18 protein-coding genes and 1 pseudogene are annotated in these 17,424 nt (G+C 68.9%); 11 read left to right on the top strand and 8 right to left on the bottom strand.

Annotation, left to right across the window (positions count from 1 at the left end; genetic code table 11):
• Positions 1-66: 66 nt before the first annotated feature.
• Together ABT245_RS26550 and ABT245_RS26545 are read right to left on the bottom strand one after the other, a co-directional pair.
• Complete coding sequence (locus tag ABT245_RS26550) at positions 67-1,155, bottom strand: mandelate racemase/muconate lactonizing enzyme family protein (RefSeq protein ID WP_351737708.1); 1,089 nt, start codon at positions 1,153-1,155, stop codon at positions 67-69.
• 84 nt (positions 1,156-1,239) lie between these two features.
• The gene (locus ABT245_RS26545) at positions 1,240-2,565 is read right to left on the bottom strand and encodes a glycoside hydrolase family 16 protein (protein WP_351737706.1); all 1,326 of its coding nucleotides are present in this window, start codon (positions 2,563-2,565) and stop codon (positions 1,240-1,242) included.
• A gap of 694 nt (positions 2,566-3,259) precedes the next feature.
• Here ABT245_RS26545 and ABT245_RS26540 point away from each other — a divergent pair.
• The 7 genes from ABT245_RS26540 to ABT245_RS26510 all read left to right on the top strand — a co-directional run bounded on the left by ABT245_RS26540 (position 3,260) and on the right by ABT245_RS26510 (position 9,899).
• Positions 3,260-4,096 (top strand): carbohydrate ABC transporter permease, encoded by an 837-nt coding sequence (locus tag ABT245_RS26540; protein ID WP_351737704.1) that lies wholly within the window; start codon positions 3,260-3,262, stop codon positions 4,094-4,096.
• Entirely contained in the window at positions 4,093-4,959 is an 867-nt protein-coding gene (locus ABT245_RS26535; protein WP_351737702.1) for a carbohydrate ABC transporter permease, read from the top strand. Before ABT245_RS26540 ends, ABT245_RS26535 begins: the two co-directional genes overlap by 4 nt.
• 40 nt (positions 4,960-4,999) lie before the next feature.
• The gene (locus tag ABT245_RS26530) at positions 5,000-6,304 is read left to right on the top strand and encodes an ABC transporter substrate-binding protein (protein ID WP_351737700.1); all 1,305 of its coding nucleotides are present in this window, start codon (positions 5,000-5,002) and stop codon (positions 6,302-6,304) included.
• A gap of 106 nt (positions 6,305-6,410) precedes the next feature.
• On the top strand, positions 6,411-7,238 hold the full coding sequence (locus ABT245_RS26525; RefSeq protein WP_351737698.1) for an IclR family transcriptional regulator: 828 nt from the start codon (positions 6,411-6,413) through the stop codon (positions 7,236-7,238).
• A 13-nt stretch (positions 7,239-7,251) separates the two neighbouring features.
• Positions 7,252-8,142: an SMP-30/gluconolactonase/LRE family protein gene (locus ABT245_RS26520; RefSeq protein ID WP_351737696.1), complete on the top strand. Its 891-nt coding sequence runs from the start codon at positions 7,252-7,254 to the stop codon at positions 8,140-8,142.
• Positions 8,143-8,184: 42 nt separating this feature from the next.
• Entirely contained in the window at positions 8,185-8,925 is a 741-nt protein-coding gene (locus ABT245_RS26515) for an SDR family NAD(P)-dependent oxidoreductase (RefSeq protein WP_351737694.1), read from the top strand.
• On the top strand, positions 8,922-9,899 hold the full coding sequence (locus ABT245_RS26510) for a DUF4862 family protein (protein WP_351737692.1): 978 nt from the start codon (positions 8,922-8,924) through the stop codon (positions 9,897-9,899). Before ABT245_RS26515 ends, ABT245_RS26510 begins: the two co-directional genes overlap by 4 nt.
• Positions 9,900-9,976: 77 nt before the next feature.
• Here ABT245_RS26510 and ABT245_RS26505 read toward each other — a convergent pair whose 3' ends face one another.
• From ABT245_RS26505 to ABT245_RS26490, 4 genes are all read right to left on the bottom strand, one after another.
• On the bottom strand, positions 9,977-10,564 hold the full coding sequence (locus tag ABT245_RS26505) for a bifunctional 4-hydroxy-2-oxoglutarate aldolase/2-dehydro-3-deoxy-phosphogluconate aldolase (protein WP_351737690.1): 588 nt from the start codon (positions 10,562-10,564) through the stop codon (positions 9,977-9,979).
• Positions 10,561-11,442 (bottom strand): sugar kinase, encoded by an 882-nt coding sequence (locus ABT245_RS26500; RefSeq protein WP_351737688.1) that lies wholly within the window; start codon positions 11,440-11,442, stop codon positions 10,561-10,563. Before ABT245_RS26500 ends, ABT245_RS26505 begins: the two co-directional genes overlap by 4 nt.
• Positions 11,443-11,536: 94 nt before the next feature.
• Positions 11,537-12,433 (bottom strand): dihydrodipicolinate synthase family protein, encoded by an 897-nt coding sequence (locus tag ABT245_RS26495; RefSeq protein WP_351737686.1) that lies wholly within the window; start codon positions 12,431-12,433, stop codon positions 11,537-11,539.
• A gap of 4 nt (positions 12,434-12,437) precedes the next feature.
• Complete coding sequence (locus ABT245_RS26490; protein ID WP_351737684.1) at positions 12,438-13,607, bottom strand: mandelate racemase/muconate lactonizing enzyme family protein; 1,170 nt, start codon at positions 13,605-13,607, stop codon at positions 12,438-12,440.
• Between the two features lie 362 nt (positions 13,608-13,969).
• Here ABT245_RS26490 and ABT245_RS26485 point away from each other — a divergent pair, with 362 nt between their 5' ends.
• Complete coding sequence (locus ABT245_RS26485; RefSeq protein ID WP_351737682.1) at positions 13,970-14,734, top strand: IclR family transcriptional regulator; 765 nt, start codon at positions 13,970-13,972, stop codon at positions 14,732-14,734.
• Positions 14,735-14,826: 92 nt separating this feature from the next.
• On the opposite strand, the gene ABT245_RS26480 is transcribed toward ABT245_RS26485, so the two are convergent.
• Positions 14,827-15,552 carry an RICIN domain-containing protein gene (locus tag ABT245_RS26480; protein ID WP_351737680.1) on the bottom strand — a complete coding sequence of 242 codons (726 nt, stop codon included), beginning with the start codon at positions 15,550-15,552 and terminating at the stop codon, positions 14,827-14,829.
• Here ABT245_RS26480 and ABT245_RS26475 point away from each other — a divergent pair.
• Both ABT245_RS26475 and ABT245_RS26470 read left to right on the top strand, forming a co-directional pair.
• Positions 15,486-16,010: pseudogene (locus ABT245_RS26475) on the top strand (AraC-like ligand-binding domain-containing protein); the annotation flags it as partial. The gene ABT245_RS26480 and the pseudogene ABT245_RS26475 overlap by 67 nt on opposite strands.
• Before the next feature lie 136 nt (positions 16,011-16,146).
• A complete protein-coding gene (locus ABT245_RS26470) occupies positions 16,147-16,437 on the top strand; it encodes a helix-turn-helix transcriptional regulator (RefSeq protein ID WP_502982197.1) in 291 nt (96 codons plus the stop codon).
• A 503-nt stretch (positions 16,438-16,940) separates the two neighbouring features.
• On the opposite strand, the gene ABT245_RS26465 is transcribed toward ABT245_RS26470, so the two are convergent.
• Positions 16,941-17,075: a hypothetical protein gene (locus tag ABT245_RS26465; protein WP_351737676.1), complete on the bottom strand. Its 135-nt coding sequence runs from the start codon at positions 17,073-17,075 to the stop codon at positions 16,941-16,943.
• Between the two features lie 3 nt (positions 17,076-17,078).
• Here ABT245_RS26465 and ABT245_RS26460 point away from each other — a divergent pair, with 3 nt between their 5' ends.
• Complete coding sequence (locus tag ABT245_RS26460) at positions 17,079-17,393, top strand: hypothetical protein (protein ID WP_351737674.1); 315 nt, start codon at positions 17,079-17,081, stop codon at positions 17,391-17,393.
• Positions 17,394-17,424: the final 31 nt, after the last annotated feature.

Genomic DNA, 17,424 nt, shown 5'->3' with positions numbered 1-17,424 from the left:
ACGCACGGGTGACTCACAGCCTTCCCTCGTGTGATGGGACTTGTGGACCGACGGACCGGGACCGGTTCATGCCTTCCGGCGGTCGTCGATCGCGTCGGTGTTCCAGACGATGCCGAGACCGGGGATCTCGGGGGCCAGCGCGTCGCCGTTCTCGATCTCCAGCCGGCCGTGGGTGACCGCGCGCAGCTGCGGGATGTGTTCGACGTAGCGGCCGTTGGGTACGGCGGCCACCAGGCTGACGTGCAGTTCCATCAGGAAGTGCGGACACACGTCGACGTTGAAGGTCTCCGCGAGGTGCGCGACCTTCAACCACGGGGTGATCCCGCCGACCCGGGCGACGTCGACCTGGACGATGTTCGCCGCGCCGCGGTGCAGATAGTCGCGGAACTGCCCGGCGGAGTAGAGGGATTCGCCGACGGCGACGGGGATCGAGGTCGACCGGGCGAGTTCGACATGGCCGGCCACGTCGTCCGCGGGCAGCGGCTCCTCGAACCAGGCGAGGCCCAGCGGCTCAAAGGCGGCGGCGCGCCGCTTCGCCTCGGCGTACGTCATCGACTGGTTGGCGTCGACCATGATGTCCAGGCCCGGCCCGACCGCTTCACGGACCGCGCGCAGCCGCTCGACGTCCTGGTGCAGCAACTCCTTGCCGACCTTGAGCTTCACCCCGCGCCAGCCGGCGGCCCGGGACGCGAGGGCCCCGCGGACCAACTCGTCCGTCGACAGGTGCAGCCAGCCGCCCTCGGTGTCGTACAGCGGCACCTCGCGCCGGAACCCGCCGGCCAGCCGCCACAGCGGTTCGCCCGCGTGCTTGCACCGCAGGTCCCACAGGGCGGTGTCGGCCGCGGCGAGTGCCAGGGAGGTAACCGCGCCGACGGTGGTGGCGCGCGTGGAGGCGTACAGGTCGTACCAGATCCGCTCGGTCCTGGAGGCGTCGGCGCCGATCAACCGGGGGAGCAGGTGCTCACGGAGCATGGCGAGGACGGACCGCCCGCCGGTGCCGATGGTGTACGAGTAGCCGGTGCCGGTGCCGCCGTCGTCGGTCACCAGGTCGACGAAAACGGTCTCCTGCTTGAGAAAGGACTGGACGGCGTCCGTCCGCAGCGTCTCCACTTCGATGTCGGCCAGGTAGGCGGTGGCTTCAACGATCTTGGCCATGCTGTCGGGTGCTTCCTTGGTCCGGGGCCGTCCGGCCGCCTCGGGCGGCGACCGGACGGTCGAGCGTGTCGTTCCGTGTGCGCCCTAGTTGTGCGAGAAGCTCACGGCATCGGCGCGCAGCCACTGTCCGGCCGAGCCGACCGACGTGATGGCAACGGTCGCCGCGTGGTTGGTGACGTTGACGTTCGGGATCGTGATGTCGGTCCATGTCGAGGTGGCCGGGACGGGGACGCTCAGTTCGGACCCGCCGTGGTTGAGGACCCGGACGACCGCCTGGGACTGGCCGCCGGAACTCTGCACCTTGGCGGTCAGGGTGTACGTGCCGTTGGGGATGTCGGTCAGGTTCTGCTTGGTGCTGACCGTGTAGCTCGACGAGGAGCCCTGACGCAGCGACCTGGTGCCGTTGACCACCTGGTCGCTCGCGATGGAACTCGCGGAGGTGTCGTAGCTCTCCAGCCAGCCTGGGACGATCTGAGAGCCCGGGTTGGAGGTCGGGAGTGCGTCGAAGCTGCCGTTGCCGAGGAGGTTGGCACCGGCGATCGGCTTGTTCCAGTAGCGGAAGTAGTCGAAGTCGCTGGAGCCCGGGACCACGGTGCCGCTGGGGTAGTACGGCAACGCGGTCAGCCACAGGTTCATGGGGTTGAACTGGTAGTTGGTGGCGGCGTTGTCGATGGTCAGCTTCAGCTGGCCGTTGATGTAGAACTTGGTCGTGGCCGGCGTGTACTCGTAGCCGTACACGTTCCAGTCGGCGAAGTCGATGCCGAGCTGGGCGGCGTTCTTCGCACCCATGCGCTGGCGGACGGTGCCCTGTGACTGGACGGCGTTGCCCATGTCCAGCCCGTCCGGTGAGTCGGCCTCGAAGCCGTCGATCTCGAAGAGCTGGTTGTTCTCGGGCGACTTGCCATCGGTGATGTCCTGGTTGATGGCGGGGTCGCCGCCGGCGCCGCCGATGTCGCGGCGCAGGCCCATGCTCCAGAACGACGTGTGCAGCGGAGAGGTGCCGGTGTACAGCTTCGCGCGGGTTTCGTAGTACCCGTAGCCGAAGCGCTGCTTGGAGATGACACCGCCCGAGACGTAGTCGGCGTTCCCGTCGCCCGTCACGTCACGCTGGGCGAAGTTGAGATGCAGGGCGCCGTTCGACTCGGTGACCGAGTCGGCGGTCATGTACCCGCCGGTGTAGGGGCCGGTGATCCGGTGGTACCAGGCGTTCGTGTCCAGGGCCGTGCCGTCGAACTCGTCGGCGTACGCAGGCGTCGAGCCGTAGCCGGCGGCGGCGTCGGCGGGAAGGACGGGGGTAGCCGTCACCGCCGTGGCCGCCTGGGTGGGCGAGAAGGCCACGAGCGACAGCAGGAGAGCGGCGATGGAGAGGGCTGGCCGTACGACGGATTTCTTACCCGGTCGTGTCACCACGGGCGGCTCCTTCATAGATCGAGTAGCCACATGATGGTTATCTGATCCTCAACAAGCAATAGCCTTGCAGGAGAACGCTGTGGGTCGGCCTTGAGGATCGGCGGCTGTCGGGGGTGTGACGCCGTGCGGCGCCCGGCCGGAGAGGGTGTGCCCGGGCTCCTGTGGGGTGCCCTGTGGTGATCGTGGTGACAGAGGCCGGCGGTGATCGGTGACGGGCAGGCCGCAGGTCGCACGCCTTGCCTGGAGCGGTCCGGGATCATACGGTCAAGCCGGCGCCGACCGGAGTGTGCAACTGGGCGTAATGCCCCGGGTGGTCGGTCGGGACACCGCAGTCGGAAGTCCCGTCGATGTCAGCCCGCCCCGCGTCGTCCGTCGGTTCGGCCGACTCTGGGAGTACCTGTGATCGGTGCTCTGCAGTCGCCGACGGTTGCGGGGCTTCGTCTGTCGAGAGCTCTCGCTGGCTGCGGGCGTGATCGCAAGGGGATGTTCCGGGCCGCAGCCCCCTCGTACGTGACAGGTTGCTTCAAAATACTCATGGCGCATCCATTTTCTAGAATTAACTTGTGCGATACGGTCAGGCAACGCACATGCAGGAGGGCTCATGAGCACAGCAACGGTTCGACGGGTCAGGCCCGAGAGGGCCGCCCCCGCGAAGAGAGGCGCACTCGGTGCGCGTGACAGGACCTTCGGTTTCATGCTGGCGCTGCCGGCCGTCACGCTCTTCGCGGTGGTCGCCATCTACCCGCTGGTGGCCAGCGTGTGGACGAGTTTGTTCGACCAGTCGCTGCTGCGGTCCGACCGGTCCTACGTGGGCCTGGACAACTACAGCGCGATCTGGCCCGACTTCCTCAGCCGCCTCGGCACCACACTGGTCTACTCCGTGCTGGCGACCGCCGGTCCCGTCCTGGTGGGCGTCACACTTGCCATGTTGCTCAACGGCCGCGTCCGTGGGCGCAACGTGCTGCGCGGTCTGCTGATGCTGCCGTGGCTGCTGCCGGGAGTGGTCGTCTCCTTCCTGTGGGCGTGGATCTTCAACGACAGCTACGGCGTTCTCGACCATCTCTTCGAGCTCGTGGGTCTGCCGCAGGTCAACTTCCTGGGCCGGCCCGGCACCGCGATGATCGCAGTGGTCGTGGCCAAGACATGGAACGCGTTCCCGTGGGTGATGGTGGTGGCACTCGCGGTTCTCCAGACCCTTCCCGCGGAGCAGTTGGAGGCCGCGTGCCTCGACGGCGCGTCGCGCCTCCAGCGGTTCCGCTACGTCCTGTTCCCCCACATCGTCGGGCCCGTCGCGCTCGTGAGCATGCTGGAGTTCATCTACAACTTCGGCAGTTTCGACACCATCTTCGTCATGACCGGCGGCGGCCCCGGCACCTCCACGATGACCCTCGCCTTGAGCCTCTACCAGTACGCCTTCTCGTCGTTCGAGCTGGGCAAGGCGGCCGCCATGGGCGTTCTGTGGCTGGTGGCCCTCTCGGTGGTCTGCGCCGGCTACTTCCTCCTCAACCGCAAGCTGGAGTCCCGATCATGATCCCTTCCCGCCGTCCCAGGGACGTGGGCGAGAACATCGTGCGGCCGCCCTTGAGCATCGGGGGCAAGCTCGGCCTGGGCGCTCTGTGCCTGTTCGGACTGCTGCCGGTGTACTGGCTGGTGGCCACGGCGTTCATGAAACGTGACGACGTGTTCGCCCAGAACCGCCCGCTGTTTCCCACGCATCCCACACTGGAGCATTTCACCGCGTTCTTCTCCAACGCCGACCTGTTGCACAACCTGGTCAACTCGGCGATCGTCTCGACCGGCACCGCGCTGGTGTCCGTGGCGGCCTCCAGCCTCATGGCCTACTCGCTGTCGAAGTTCCGGTACCGCGGCCGCAACATGATCATGGTCATGTTCCTGGTGGGGCAACTGATCCCCGGCGCGCTCCTGCTCGTGTCGCTCTACCTGATGTTCAGCTCGGCGGGCATCCTCTACACCTACCTCGCGATGATCATTGCTTTCACCACGTTCACTCTGCCGCTCACGGTCTTCCTGCTGAAGGGTGTCATCGACGCCCTGCCGGACGAGATCATCGAGGCGGGGAAGGCGGACGGGCTCTCCAACCTCGCCGTCTTCTTCCGCATCATCCTTCCCCTGATCGGCCCCGGCCTCGTCACCGCGGGCATGTTCGCGTTCATGCGCGGCTGGAGCGACCTGCTGTTCGCCCTGACGCTGGCCGGACCCGCCAAGCAGACGCTGCCCGCCGGACTCGCCTCGGCCTTCATCCATGAGGGCAGCGCCGACTGGCCCGCGCTGATGGCGTCGTCCGTGATCACGTCCGTCCCGCTGGCGGTGATCTTCATCCTGCTTCAGCGCTTCTTCGTCGCCGGCATCGCCGCCGGTGCGGTGAAGGGCTGATCTTTCCCGCACGCTCACACCGTCTCCCAGTGGAGTTGCCATGAACGACAACCTTCGCCCCAACCCCGCGCCGTCGCGGCGGGGCTTCCTCGCCGGCATGGGGGTCCTCGGCGCCCTGGGCGCACTCTCCGCCGCCGGCTGCTCCACCACCTCCCCGTCCTCCGGGAACAGCGGGACCGCAACGGAGGCCGACAAGATCAACCTGTACAGCAGCGTGCTGGGGGAGGAAGCCCAGAAGGGTGCCTGGGAAACGGTCATCAGCGGGTGGGAGGCCAAGTCCGGACACAAGATCAAGCCGGTCGTCTACCCGTACGACCAGGCCGCGACCCAGCTTGTGCTGGCGGCCAAGTCCGGCACCTTCCTCGGCGTCGGCCAAGGGCCGTGGCAGCAGCTGGTCCCCACCGGGATCCTCGCCGACGTCTCCGACGTCACGAGCGGGATGGACCTGCCGCGCGACGTTCTGGATTCTTTCCGGGTGGACGGCAGGCTGTACGTGGTCCCCACGGTATCGGCCGGCATCGGACTCGTTGCGGACGGGCGCCTGGCGTCGCAGTTCAGGCTGCGCCCGGGGATCTCCACCGACGACTTCGCCACCGCCCTCGAAGCGATCAAGAAGAACGACCCGAAGATCATCCCGTATGCCGCCGTCACCAAGAATCCCGACCTCAAGGACGCCGTCCACTGGATGTGGGCCTGGGGCAGCCCGGTGGTCACCACCGACCTGAAGTGCACCATCGGCGACGCCGAGAGTGTCGCCGCCATGAACTGGTACAAGCAGTTGCAGGACCAGGGCCTGATCAAGGCCGGCGTCGCCCGCACCGATGCCCGCATCCTGTTCGCCCGCGGCCAGGCGGCCATCTACGACGACGCCCCGCTCGCCAACACCTTCCTCAACACCAACGGCGGGTCCGCCGAACTCAAGGCCCACATCACGGCCCTGGAGCGGCCGCACGTCGGCGGCAAGCCTTCCTACAACAGATGGTGGGGCAACGGGATGTTCTGTAGCTCCGGCAAGGGCGAGACCACCAGCAAGGACTTCATCCGCTACGTCGCCACCGATGTCAGCGCCGAGACCGCTCTGTACAAGCAGTCGGCGACGGCGCCCGCCGACAAGAAGGTGGCCTCCCGGATCCCTGGGCTGGCCGGCGATGCCTTCCAGACCGCGTTCCGCACCCACATCTCCGAGAAGTCGCGCGCGGCCGCGTGGGACAAGCTGGCGACCGCTGCCCTGATCGACTCGACCATCGGCGAAGGCGTCGCGAGCATCCTCGCCGGACAGGTGGGTGTCCAGCGTGGCCTGAACGACCTCCGGGACAAGGTGCAGCAAAAGCTCGACCAGAAGTAGCCGACCCCGCCCAGAGCAGCGAGCGACCTGGCCGGCCCCCTCCACGGAGCGGGCCGCCCGCCCGTGCGGAAGCGAACCGTTTGCCGCCATACGAAGGAGAGATTACGTGGCCGCCGAATCAGGCACCGGAACCCAGGCCATCGAACGGGCGATGAAGCTGCTGGCCTGCTTCTCCGGTGAGCACAGCGAACTGCGGACCTCCGAACTGTGCGCCGCCACCGGCCTGGGACAGTCGACGGTGTCCCGCATGATGGCCACCCTCGACCGGCAGGGATATGTGGTCCTAAGTCCACGGACCGGCCTCTACCGACTCGGCCCCACCACGGTCGTGCTGGGGGCGGTCGCCCTCAACAGCTCGCTGGTGCACCGGGCTGGTCGTCAGATCGCCCAGAACCTGGCTCAGAGCACCAACCTCGGAGTGAACCTCGCTGAACTCAACGGCACCAAGCTGTTCTACCTGTGCAACTTCGAAGGCGCCGGCTCGCCCAAGTCCTTCACCATGGCCGGCCGTTCCGCCCCGCTGCACGCCACCGGCCTGGGGAAAGCGGTCCTCTCCGGCCGGCCCGTGGACTACGTGCGCGCGTACTTCGAGGATGCCCTCGCGACCCCGTTCACACCGCACACCATCACCCGGCTCGACCACATGGCCGCCGCCCTGACCGAGATTCGCAACCGCAGCTACGCCACCGAGATCGAGGAACTCGCCTTCGGCAGGGCCTGTTTGGCCGCCCCGATCCGCGGTCGTACCGGCGAGGTGGTGGCCGCGCTGTCGGTGAACGGGCCACTGTCCGCGATCGACCTGCCCAACCGGCAGCGGGATCTCAGCCTGCGTGTCATCGAGGCCGCCGACGAGATCTCCGTGGCCCTCGGCTACACCCCGACGCCGACGGGCCGACACCCGCACCCCGCGCACCTCGCCGAGAACAGCGGCTGAAGCAGGACGGACCATGCACACTCCGATCATGATGCAGGCCCCCGAGGCCGCACTGGGCGAGTGCCCGCGCTACGACGCGGCAACCAAAACGCTCAGCTGGGTCGACCTGTCCGCCGGACGACTCTGGTGTGCCGACACGGCACCGGAAGCCCCTTTGGCCGACACTCTTCGGCACCCCCGCCTGCTGACCGAGGTCACCGGAAACCTGGCATGTGCGGTACGCCGTGGTGCACCCGGCGGCCGGGACACCGACTGGCTCCTCTGCAATGAAGGCACCGTGCTCGCCTGGACCGAGGGGCAGGCCCCTCGACCTGTCGTCGAGGTCGAGCCGGACCACACCCGCGTCCGCCTGAGCGATGGCGTGGTGGGTCCCGACGGCGGGTTGTGGGTCGGGTCGATCCCGGTGCCCCGGCCGTTGGAGCCCTGGGGCCGGATGCACCGCATCACCGGTTCACCGGACCCGCAGGTCGAGACCCTGATGGACGGCCTGCTGGCGGCCAACGGCATGGGATGGAGTCCGGACGCGGCCACCCTCTACGTGGTGGACAGCGGCCGCAAGCTGATTCACCGGCTCCGCCGGGACGGAGAGGGACGAACGGCCGAGGCCGACGAGCCGCTGAGCACAGTCGAGATCAGCGGCACCCCCGACGGCATCACCGTGGACGCGGCGGGCTGTGTGTGGGTCGCGATGTGGGACGGCGGCACCGTCGTGCGGCTGTCCCCGGACGGCGCGGAACTCGACCGCGTTCTCCTGCCCTGCTCAAGGCCCACGGCCTGCGCGCTTGTGGACCGACGACTCGTCATCACCACCGCACGAGTCGCGGATGAGCCCTGGTCCGGTCGTCTCTTCGCCGTCGACGTCGACGTGCCCGGCCTCCCCGCTCTGCGGGCCGCGTGGCACTGAACATCACACTCACCCCACAACAACTGCGACAGACGAGGTTCGATGGAAACCGTGGAAACCCTGGACAGCGAAGGCGCCCTGATCATCGGGGCCGGCAGTCCGATCGGCAGGGCGATCGCCCGGGCCCTCGCCCACCGCGGGGCCCGCGTCATCGGAGTCTCCTTGGAGCACGCCGAGGACGAGTGCTTCACCGCTCACCTGGTGGCCGACTGCTCGACTCCCGCGGGCGCGGAGACCGCCGTGACCTCGGCCTTGGCGGCCCTCGGCCGCCTCGACGTGCTCGTTCTCGCTGCGGCCGTCATCCCCACGGCGTCCGCCGTGCACACCCGCGATGATCAGTGGCGCTCTGTTTTCGCCGCCACGCTCGACAGCGCCTTCTTCGTCAGCCGCGCGGCCCTGCCCCACCTGGGCAACGGCTCCTCCATCGTGGCGGTCAGCTCGGTCAACGCGAGCCGCATGGCTCCCGGCCTGCCCGGCTATACGGCTGCCAAGGCCGGGCTGGAAGGACTGGTGAAGCAACTCGCCCTGGAGTACGGGCCGACCGGAGTACGGGTCAACGCCGTGGCGCCCGGCATGATCGGCAACGCGGACCTGCCCCAGGTCACCGAGGGCTACCCGCTGCGCCGTGTCGGGACGCCCGAGGAAGTCGCCTCCGTGGTCGCCTTCCTCGCCTCGCCCGGTGCCGGATTCGTCACCGGCGCGGTCGTGCCCGTCGACGGCGGCCTCGGAATCTCCTCCCCGGCGGCATGGCTCCGGCCCGACCTGCGCGAGCGCTTCCTGTGACCAGGCGCCGCACCACCGGGGACCGGATACCGGGGTACGTCCTCGGGGCGTACCCCGCCGAACCTGAAGGAACCGACGACAAAAGAGAGTTCTACCGACGTCTGGCCGACATCCCCGGCATCGGCGGCCTCGAAGTCCCCTTCACTCCCCTCAGGCACGGCCCCGGCGAACTGCGCATGCCGTCCCGGCTGCCCGAACACTGGCACCTCGTGCTGACGGCACTGCCCGCGACAGTGGCCGCGACCGGCATGGACCCCTGCTTCGGACTTGCCTCCGCCGACGATTGCGGCCGCGCCGCCGCCCTCGCGGTCCACCGGGAGATGCGCGACACCGTGCACCGGCTGGCCCACCAGTACGGCCCGGGCACCGTGCGCGCCGTGCTGGTGCACTCCGCACCCGGCACCGCGGAGCCTGCCGCCCTCGCCCGCTCCCTCGCCGAACTCGCCACCTGGGACTGGGCCGGCGCACGGCTCCTGGTCGAGCACTGCGACGCCCCGCGTCCCGGCCGCCGCCCCGCCAAGGGCTACCTCACCCTGCCGCAGGAACTCCAGGCGATCGAGGCCGCCGGGGACGACAGCATCGGCCTCCTCGTCAACTGGGGCAGGTCGGTCCTTGAGGAACGCAGCGAAGAAGGAGCCGTACGCCACCTCCGGCAAGCCGCCTTTGCCGGCCGACTCGCCGGACTCGTCTTCTCCGGTGTGGCGGCGACAGGCACCGCCTACGGCGAGCCCTGGTCGGACGGCCACCTGCCCGTGGCGACCGAGCCCGGTGCACCCGAGTCGCTGCTCACCCCCGAACTCGCGCACGCCGCCGCCGCCGAGGCGCGGACGGCCTGGCTCTTCGGAGCCAAGTTCGCGGTCCGCCCCAGGACTGTCGGCCTGGACGAACGCATGGCCATCGTACACGCCTCCCTGCGGGCACTTCCTCGTCCGAGTCCACCGCCGTCCCATGCAGCCGGGTACGACCGGGCATGAGAACACCGAACTCCCCACCGCAGAGTCAGCCAGGCAAGGCCCCCGCGTATCTACGCGCGGGCCTTGCCTGCGATCGGCTACTGTCCGTCGCTCCCTTGAGAGCGGAGCAGGTCGGGCAGGCCCGAGCCGAGCGCAACGATCGACGCGCCGGCGGCCAGGTACGGTTCGACGCTGGAGGCCGTCATCCCACCGGTGGCCACGAACCGCATCTGCGGGAACGGACCGCGCATGGCACCGAACCAGCCGGTGCCGAGCACCGACGCCGGGAAGGCCTTGACCCAGCGCAGACCCAGCTGCTCCGCCGTCTGCACCTCGCTCGCCGTGGCGACACCGGGCAGGTGGGGGAGCCCGGCGTCGGAACTCGCCGCGAGCACCAGCGGATCGAGACCGGGAGCCACGGTGAACGCCGCCCCCGCCTCGGCGGCGAGACGCAGGCGCTCCGGCGTGGTGACGGTACCGGCACCCACCGGCCGGCCACCGCTCGCGGCGATGGTGGCGCGCAGCGCGGCGAGGGCCTGCTCGTTCTGGATGGGCACCTCGACACAGCGCACGCCGAGCTGCCAGGCGACCTCGGCGAGCCGCACGGTCTCCTCGGGATCGAAGCCGCGCAGGATGCCCATCAGCGTCTGGCCTGCGAAGGCCTCGTCGAACCACTCGTTCGTCACAACGGGCCTCCCGCCACAAAATCCCCCATACTGCCGAGCGCGCGCCCAGCCACCGCGTGCCCGCGACCCAGTCGTTCCGCGGAACCGGCACCCCGCAACAGCCCCGACAGATAGCCCGCGGCGAACGCGTCCCCGGCACCCACCGGCTCCACGACCTCCACCGGCGGCGCCGGCACGAACACCTCCCGACCACCCTCGAACTCCGTCGCACCGACCGCACCGTCCTTGACCACCAGACGGGGTACGTCGATCAGATCGCGTACCGCGCGCGGCGTCCGAGTGCCCCACAGCGTCTGCGCCTCGTCCAGGCCGACGAAGACGAGGTCGGCGCGACGCGCCAGCCCCAGCAGCACCGGCGCCGCCTTTGCGACCGGCCACAGCCCCGGCCGGTAGTTCACGTCGAACGACACCTGCTCCGCCCGCCTGAGCACCGCCTCGGTCAGGTCGAGGCAGGTGGGTGAGAGCGCGGGCGTGATGCCGGTGAGGTGCAGCAGCGGCACCTCGTCCACGGGCAGCCCCGCGAGGTCGGAGCGGGACAGCCTGGACGCGGCTGAACCGGCGCGGTAGTAGAGAACCCGGGTGGCCTCGGCACCGGGGTCCTTGAAGTAGACGCCGGTCGGTGCCTCGTCGTCGAAGCACACATGGTCGACGTCCACGCCGTGCCGCGTGAGCCATGTGACGATGCGCCGACCGAACGGGTCGTTCCCGACCCGGCTCGCCCAGGCCGACCGATGCCCCAGGTCGGCGAGGTACAGGGCGACGGTCGACTCCGCTCCGCCGACATCCAGCCGTAGGCTCCCGGCGTCCTCCAGGGGCTTCGGCTCCGCCGGGGTGACCATGGCCATGGTCTCGCCGAGGCACAGTACTTCCAAAGTCACGGTCGGAACCTTCCGGTCGAGGGCCCGGCCGATACGACGCCCGCGCAAGACACCCGGCCACAGTCGGCAGCGAACGCCGCCACGACGGCCGCCGTCATCGCGGGCCGCCCTGCCAGGCCGGCAGAGCAAGCTCGTCGAGGATCTCTGCCAGCGCCTTCGCGGTCACCGGCTCCAGAGGACGGGCGGGCAGCCGGATCGCCGCCGAGGCGATGACTCCGCGCCGCACCAGGACCTCTTTGTGCACGGCCCAGGCCTGCCCCGGGCGGACCCCGATATGGATCAGAGGCAGGATCCGGGTGAACGCCGCCCGAGCGTCGGCACGCCGCCCGGCCGCGAGGTCGTCGATGACCGGACGCAGCAGGTCGGTGAACTCGCAGGCGGGCATGGTTCCGACCGAGCCGTTGTCGTACTCCTCGATCAGTGCCTGCGCGTTCTGGCCGCCCAGCACCGCGAGCCCGGTGTCACGCAGCGCCGCGATCTTCGGCGGCGTCGGCGGCGCCTCGACCTTGATCGAGGTGATCCCGGACATGCCGGCCAGCTCCGCGACGGTCGGCACATCGATCGCCGTGCCGGTCACCCCGGGAGCGTCCTGGATCATCACCGGGATACCGCCGCGTTCGGCGACCTCGCCGAAGAACTCGATCAGCTGCCCAGGCGCCGGCTTGACGAGGAACGGGGGCAGCACCATGACCTGGTCCGCACCCTCGGCGGACCGCACCTGTTCGAGGGCGCCGACCGTGCTCGTGCCGTTGACTCCGGCCACGAGCGGCACGTCGGCACCCGCGACCGTTCGGACCTCGCGCAGGATCACGGCACGCTCGGCGGCGGTGAGCGCGAAGCCCTCGCTGGCCATGCCGAACACGGCGAGGCCGTCCGCGCCCGAGGCCAGCTCGAACTCGACCAGAGTGCGCAGGGACGGTACGTCGAGTTCGCCTGCGTCGGTGAACGGCGTGGCGAGGATGGGGATGAGTCCGGTGGGAGCGCCGGGCATGGACTTAGTTCTCCTTCGCGAGGGTGGTGATCCGCTCGACGTCGACATCGACGCCGAGACCGGGGCCGGTCGGCACCGCGAAGCCGGTGGGCCCCGCGACCAGGGGCCGGCGCAGGATGCTCTGCGCCACGGGAATGGTGTTGGGCTGGTACTCGAAGAACGGGACGTCGACGGCGGCGGCCGACACATGGATGCCCGCAGCGAGCGAGATGCCCAGGCCCACCGAGTGGTGGCAGGCGACGGGCACGTGGTGGGCGGAAGCCAGCTCCGCGATGGACACGGCCTCGGTGATGCCCGTCCGAGCGACGTCGGGCTGCGCGAGACGGAGCGCGCGACGGCCGATCCAGTCGGCGAACTCGTAGCGGTTGCGCATCGCTTCGCCGACGGCCACCGGAACGGCGATCCGGGACACCAGCTCCGCGTGCCCCACGACGTCCTCCGGCACCAGCGGCGCCTCGAAGAACAGCGCACGGCGGCGGTCCAGCTCCTGGCCCAGCTCGATGGCCTCGCCGATCGAGTAGACCCAGTGCGCGTCGACCGCGATCCGCAGTGAGGGCGCCGCCGCGGCGACGGCATCGAAGGTAGCGAGGTCCGCCTCGACACCCTTGCCGAGGGCGAGCTTGACGAACGTAGCGCCCTGCTCGGCCAACTCGGCGGCGAACGCGGCCCGTTCGGCATCGCTCGGCCTCAGCAGCCCGGAGACGTACGCGGGGACGACATCCCGCTGCGCACCGCCGAGGAGTTCGGTGACGGACAATCCGGTGAGCTTGCCGTAGAGGTCCCACAGGGCGGTGTCCACGGCGGCCAGCGCGTCGGCCTGGTGTCCGACGAGGTGCCCACGCTCCCGCATCAGGTCGCGCAGGCCGTACCAGAGCGGCCGGACGCCGTTCAGTCCGCGGCCCTTCAGCCGGCCCGCGAGCAGCCGGTCGACCACGGCGGCCGTGATCTCGGGGCCGACGGGGGCGAGTGCCTCGCCCCAGCCTTCCGTGCCGTCGTCGGCGGTGATCCGGACCAGCATCGTCTCGTAGCGCTCGGAGTAGATGCTGCGCCAAGGTTCGTGCACCTTGTAGCCGGGGTCGTCGCCCGCCCCCGAGCCGTCGGACGCCTGGCCGAGGTAGGTGTGTGGGTGGGGCAGCTTCAGTACGTACGTCTGTACATTCGCGATGCGTACCATCAGGCATCCTTTCGGAAACTTGAGCGATCGCGGTTCATCCTTGCATGTATCAGTCATGATGTGCAACGGCCATACATAGAATCCCGCCCGACGGTCCCGTGGCTACGTATGGTGATTGCGCGATTCCTTCACGTGGCCCTCCGTATTGCTGTGCTCCGCAAGTGACTCGGGGCTTCGGGCTCAGGGGGAGTCGCTCACCGGGGGTCTCGGGGTCCCGCGTCAGGGGTGGCTGTCGCCCGGTAGCCTGGGTTTCAGCATCTGAAGGGTGGATTCATAAAGTGGCTGGACGAGTGACGTCACGGAAGGCAGAGAGAGGCAACGTGGTCGGAGAATCAGGCGCTGGGGGGAGTGGTACCCAAGCCGTGGAGCGTGCGCTCGCGCTATTGACTTGCTTCTCCCTGGAGGCGAGCGAGTTGCGGATCTCGGAGCTGTGCGCCCAGACCGGACTGGGGCAGTCGACCGTCTCCCGGATGATCTCCACGCTCGAGCGGCTGGGATTCGTGGTCCAGGACGTGCGTACCGGCCTGTACCGGCTGGGTCCTACGACGACCACCCTCGGCTCGGTTGCCCTCAACAGCTCCGTCGTGTTCCGGGTCGGCCGCCAGACCGTGCAGAACCTGGCCCACTCGACTGCCCTCGGCGCCAACCTGGCCGAACGCAACGGTTCCGCCCTGTTCTACCTGTGCAACTTTGAGGGCGCCGACGCCCCCAAGGCGTTCACCATGGCGGGGCGGTCGGCACCGCTCCACGCCACCGGCATGGGAAAGGTGATCCTCTCCGACCAGCCGGAGGACTTCGTCCGGGAGTACTTCGAGCGCGGCCTCGCCGTCCCCTATACGCCCCGAACCATTACCCGGGTCGAGAAGATGATCGAAGCTCTGGAGGAGGTCCGGAACCGTAGCTATGCCACCGAGGTGGAGGAACTGGCATTCGGTCGTGCGTGTTTGGCCGCCCCCATCCGTGGGCGGACCGGAGAGGTCGTCGCCGCCCTCTCGGTCAGCGGCCCCCTGTCAGCCATCGATCTGCAGCACCGACAGCAGGAGCTGGGACTGCGGGTGATCGAGGCGGCCGATGAGATCTCCGTCGGCCTCGGGTACATGGCGATGGCAGTCGGCGAGCAGTGGTAGACGGCCGACCGATCCGAGGGTGCGTGTGCCAGTCGGTGAACGATGCCGGAAAGCCGTGCGCCAATAGTTGAACGCCGCGCTTCGTTGATTTCTCAAGGTGGTGAAATGAGAGCCACGAGAAATTTTTGATCACGGGCACCCGAACAGCGTCCCTGAACTATTTCGGCGCCGTCATCGACATCTTGGTCACGGAGGGAAAGGCATTGGTCAGTGGCAACGGGGCGAATGCGGAAGTGTGCTGCGGCCGGCGGGCCGATGGGTTCGATTCGGAAGGTTTGTGCAGGGTTGTCTTCCGTGCAGTCCTCGCGAGGCTCGATCAGATCCCTTCCCGGGCCGTCGAGCAAGACGGTCAGGCAGCCAATTTCGTATTTGGGATGATGCCATTGAATTTGGACTAGATTGTCGCCGAGAGGCTCAATGTAAGTGTGGGGCTCGTCGGCATTCTTGCACGGGTACTGCGCTGCCACGGCCGTGGTATAGCGATGCGTCCGGTCCCTTCCTTCTGTAATGCACATCTCCGGCGTACGGGCGGGGTGAATCTGCGCCCAACTGCCCACGGCCAGAATGGGCAGTCCCTGCACCGGTTCCTCCTCCGTCGCCGTGCGGTCGGGTGCGGAGAATCCCGAGAGCAGAGCCTGTACACCCAGCGCGGCCCCGGCCCCGGCGCCGATCGCCGTGGCCGCCATCAAGCCCATCAAGCGGCGCCGGCGTCCGCTCGGGGACTCGCGACGGACTTCCTCCGCACCCAACGGTGTCGCGTTTTCTTCGGTGCCGGGCGGGACGTTACTTGTATGCCGGTCGGACGGCTGATGGCCCATGGCGAGGCGGCGGCGGGTGTGAAGCCACCGCCGCACCTCGGTTTGTGTCCGCGCTGCCCTTCCCGCATCTGGAGACCGCGCGGACAGCGAAGGCGATCCGGCAGTCCGACCCCGAGGTGTACGTGATCAATTACCACCTCGGTGAGGAGGGCTCTTTTTCCCAGGCCGGAAGTGACACGGCGTTTCATGCGGGCGACCTCATGGTGCTGGACAGCAGTCGCCCCTTCGACGCGCACGTCCACACTTTTCAGGGCAGCTGGTCGCAACTGAATGTGCAGCTTCCTCACAAGCTGCTGCCGCTGCCGGAGAGGATGGTGCAGGGCCTGCTCGCCGTCCCGATCAGCGGGCGCCGTGGCATGGGCGGGGTGTTCGCCCGCTGGCTGTCCGACCTCAACACGCGCGCCGGCGAGTTCACCCCAGCCGACACCTCCACTCTCACCTCGGTCACCCTGGACCTCCTGGCCTCCGTCATCGCCCGCCGCCTGGAGGCTGAGGAGGCGCTGACCCCGGAGGCCCGCAGGACCGCCCTGCGGGCCCGGATCAACGCGTTCGTCGAGCAACACCTCGCCGACCCGGCCATGCCCCCCCCAGACGATCGCGGACGCCCACCACATCTCCCTGCGCCACCTCCAGCAATTGCTCACCGAGGACGACACATCGCCGGCGGCCTGGATCCGCCACCGCCGGCTGGAACGCTGCCGCCTCGACCTGAACAACCCCCGCCTGAACGCCCGCCCGATCCACGCCATCGCGGAACGCTGGGGTTTCACCAACCCGACCCACTTCAGCCGCCTGTTCCGGGCCACCTACGGGATCCCCCCGCGGGACTACAGGAACCTGCCGTCCACGGTGTGCGCGAACCGGCAACAACCCTGCGCGGAATGACAAGGCCCGGTGCTGTCTCCCTCAGCATCCTGGATGTGGAACATCCGAACAGAACAGCCCTCCCCCGTCCTCGAACGTATCCAGCCGAGACAGGGCGTGGCGCAGCCCGTCCCGACAGCAGGATCCGGGCTGTCGGCCAGGCGCTCGGGGCTGGGCACGGGTGTGACGTGCACTTCTGTACAGCGGCACTCGAGTACGAGCACTACGAGTCCATCCGTCGAGAGAGAGCGTCGGTGGGGTGTGGTCGTCGAAGTGGCCCCAGATGTCTTCGACGAACCGTCGCAGTGTGCGGTCGGCGCCGTTGAGCAGGGGCACCATCCGCTCGCGTGGGCCCGAGCCGCGGGCGCCCTTGCCGTGGCGCATGTGGAGCTTGCCGGAGCGGCCCAGCTCCCACCCGATGTCCGTCAGGTCGAGCTTGCACGTCTTACTCACCCGCAGGCCGACGTGGGACATCGGCTTTGCCGCGGTGTGGGTCCGCGCGGTCGGGGCGAACTTGCGGCAGGTCACCGGCTCCGCGCCCAGCCGGTGAACAGTGTCCTGATCTCCGGCTCCGTCGACGGGATCCGCGGAGCCGCGTCCTTGGAGCCGCGCGGCCGGTTCCTCTCGTCGATCGGGTACTCGACCACGCGCCCGGTCATCCGGTGGATCTCGACCTTGTGCCGCAGTTCCAGGAACAGGAACTACGCGGTCAGCGCCTGCGCGCGGGCCAGCAGGGTGCCGCTGGGCGAGCCCCGCGACGTCTTCCCGAGGTACGTGTCGGAATCAGCCGGCTCCACCTCCCACAGCGGCCGGCCGAACCTGGCATGTTCGGTCCGTTGTGGGTGCAGTCCGGTCGGCACCGGCCTGACAGCGCGCTGGAGTTGTCGCTCGCCGCGGGTCCAAAGAGCGATCTGCGGGTCGAGAAGGACAACATGCGCTGGTTCCCGCTCCGGGGCGCGTCCGGCCTGACCGGCTGACGGAGCACCCCCGTATCGCGCCGGGGGTGCT

Source organism: Streptomyces sp. NPDC001508 (assembly GCF_040298665.1).
In the GTDB taxonomy this organism is placed as follows: Bacteria; Actinomycetota; Actinomycetes; order Streptomycetales; family Streptomycetaceae; genus Streptomyces.
The sequence above is the reverse complement of the archived record's forward strand: the minus strand, read 5'-3'. Positions and strand labels throughout refer to the sequence as shown.

Excerpts from the sequence above, each read along its gene's own strand:
- ABT245_RS26535 (WP_351737702.1), top strand. The coding sequence starts at position 4,093 with ATGATCCCTTCCCGCCGTCCCAGGGACGTGGGCGAGAACATCGTGCGG.
- ABT245_RS26515 (WP_351737694.1), top strand. The coding sequence starts at position 8,185 with ATGGAAACCGTGGAAACCCTGGACAGCGAAGGCGCCCTGATCATCGGG.
- ABT245_RS26480 (WP_351737680.1), bottom strand. The coding sequence starts at position 15,552 with ATGGGCCATCAGCCGTCCGACCGGCATACAAGTAACGTCCCGCCCGGC.
- ABT245_RS26490 (WP_351737684.1), bottom strand. The coding sequence starts at position 13,607 with ATGGTACGCATCGCGAATGTACAGACGTACGTACTGAAGCTGCCCCAC.
- ABT245_RS26540 (WP_351737704.1), top strand. The coding sequence starts at position 3,260 with ATGCTGGCGCTGCCGGCCGTCACGCTCTTCGCGGTGGTCGCCATCTAC.
- ABT245_RS26495 (WP_351737686.1), bottom strand. The coding sequence starts at position 12,433 with ATGCCCGGCGCTCCCACCGGACTCATCCCCATCCTCGCCACGCCGTTC.
- ABT245_RS26550 (WP_351737708.1), bottom strand. The coding sequence starts at position 1,155 with ATGGCCAAGATCGTTGAAGCCACCGCCTACCTGGCCGACATCGAAGTG.
- ABT245_RS26530 (WP_351737700.1), top strand. The coding sequence starts at position 5,000 with ATGAACGACAACCTTCGCCCCAACCCCGCGCCGTCGCGGCGGGGCTTC.
- ABT245_RS26520 (WP_351737696.1), top strand. The coding sequence starts at position 7,252 with ATGCACACTCCGATCATGATGCAGGCCCCCGAGGCCGCACTGGGCGAG.
- ABT245_RS26465 (WP_351737676.1), bottom strand. The coding sequence starts at position 17,075 with ATGACCGGGCGCGTGGTCGAGTACCCGATCGACGAGAGGAACCGGCCG.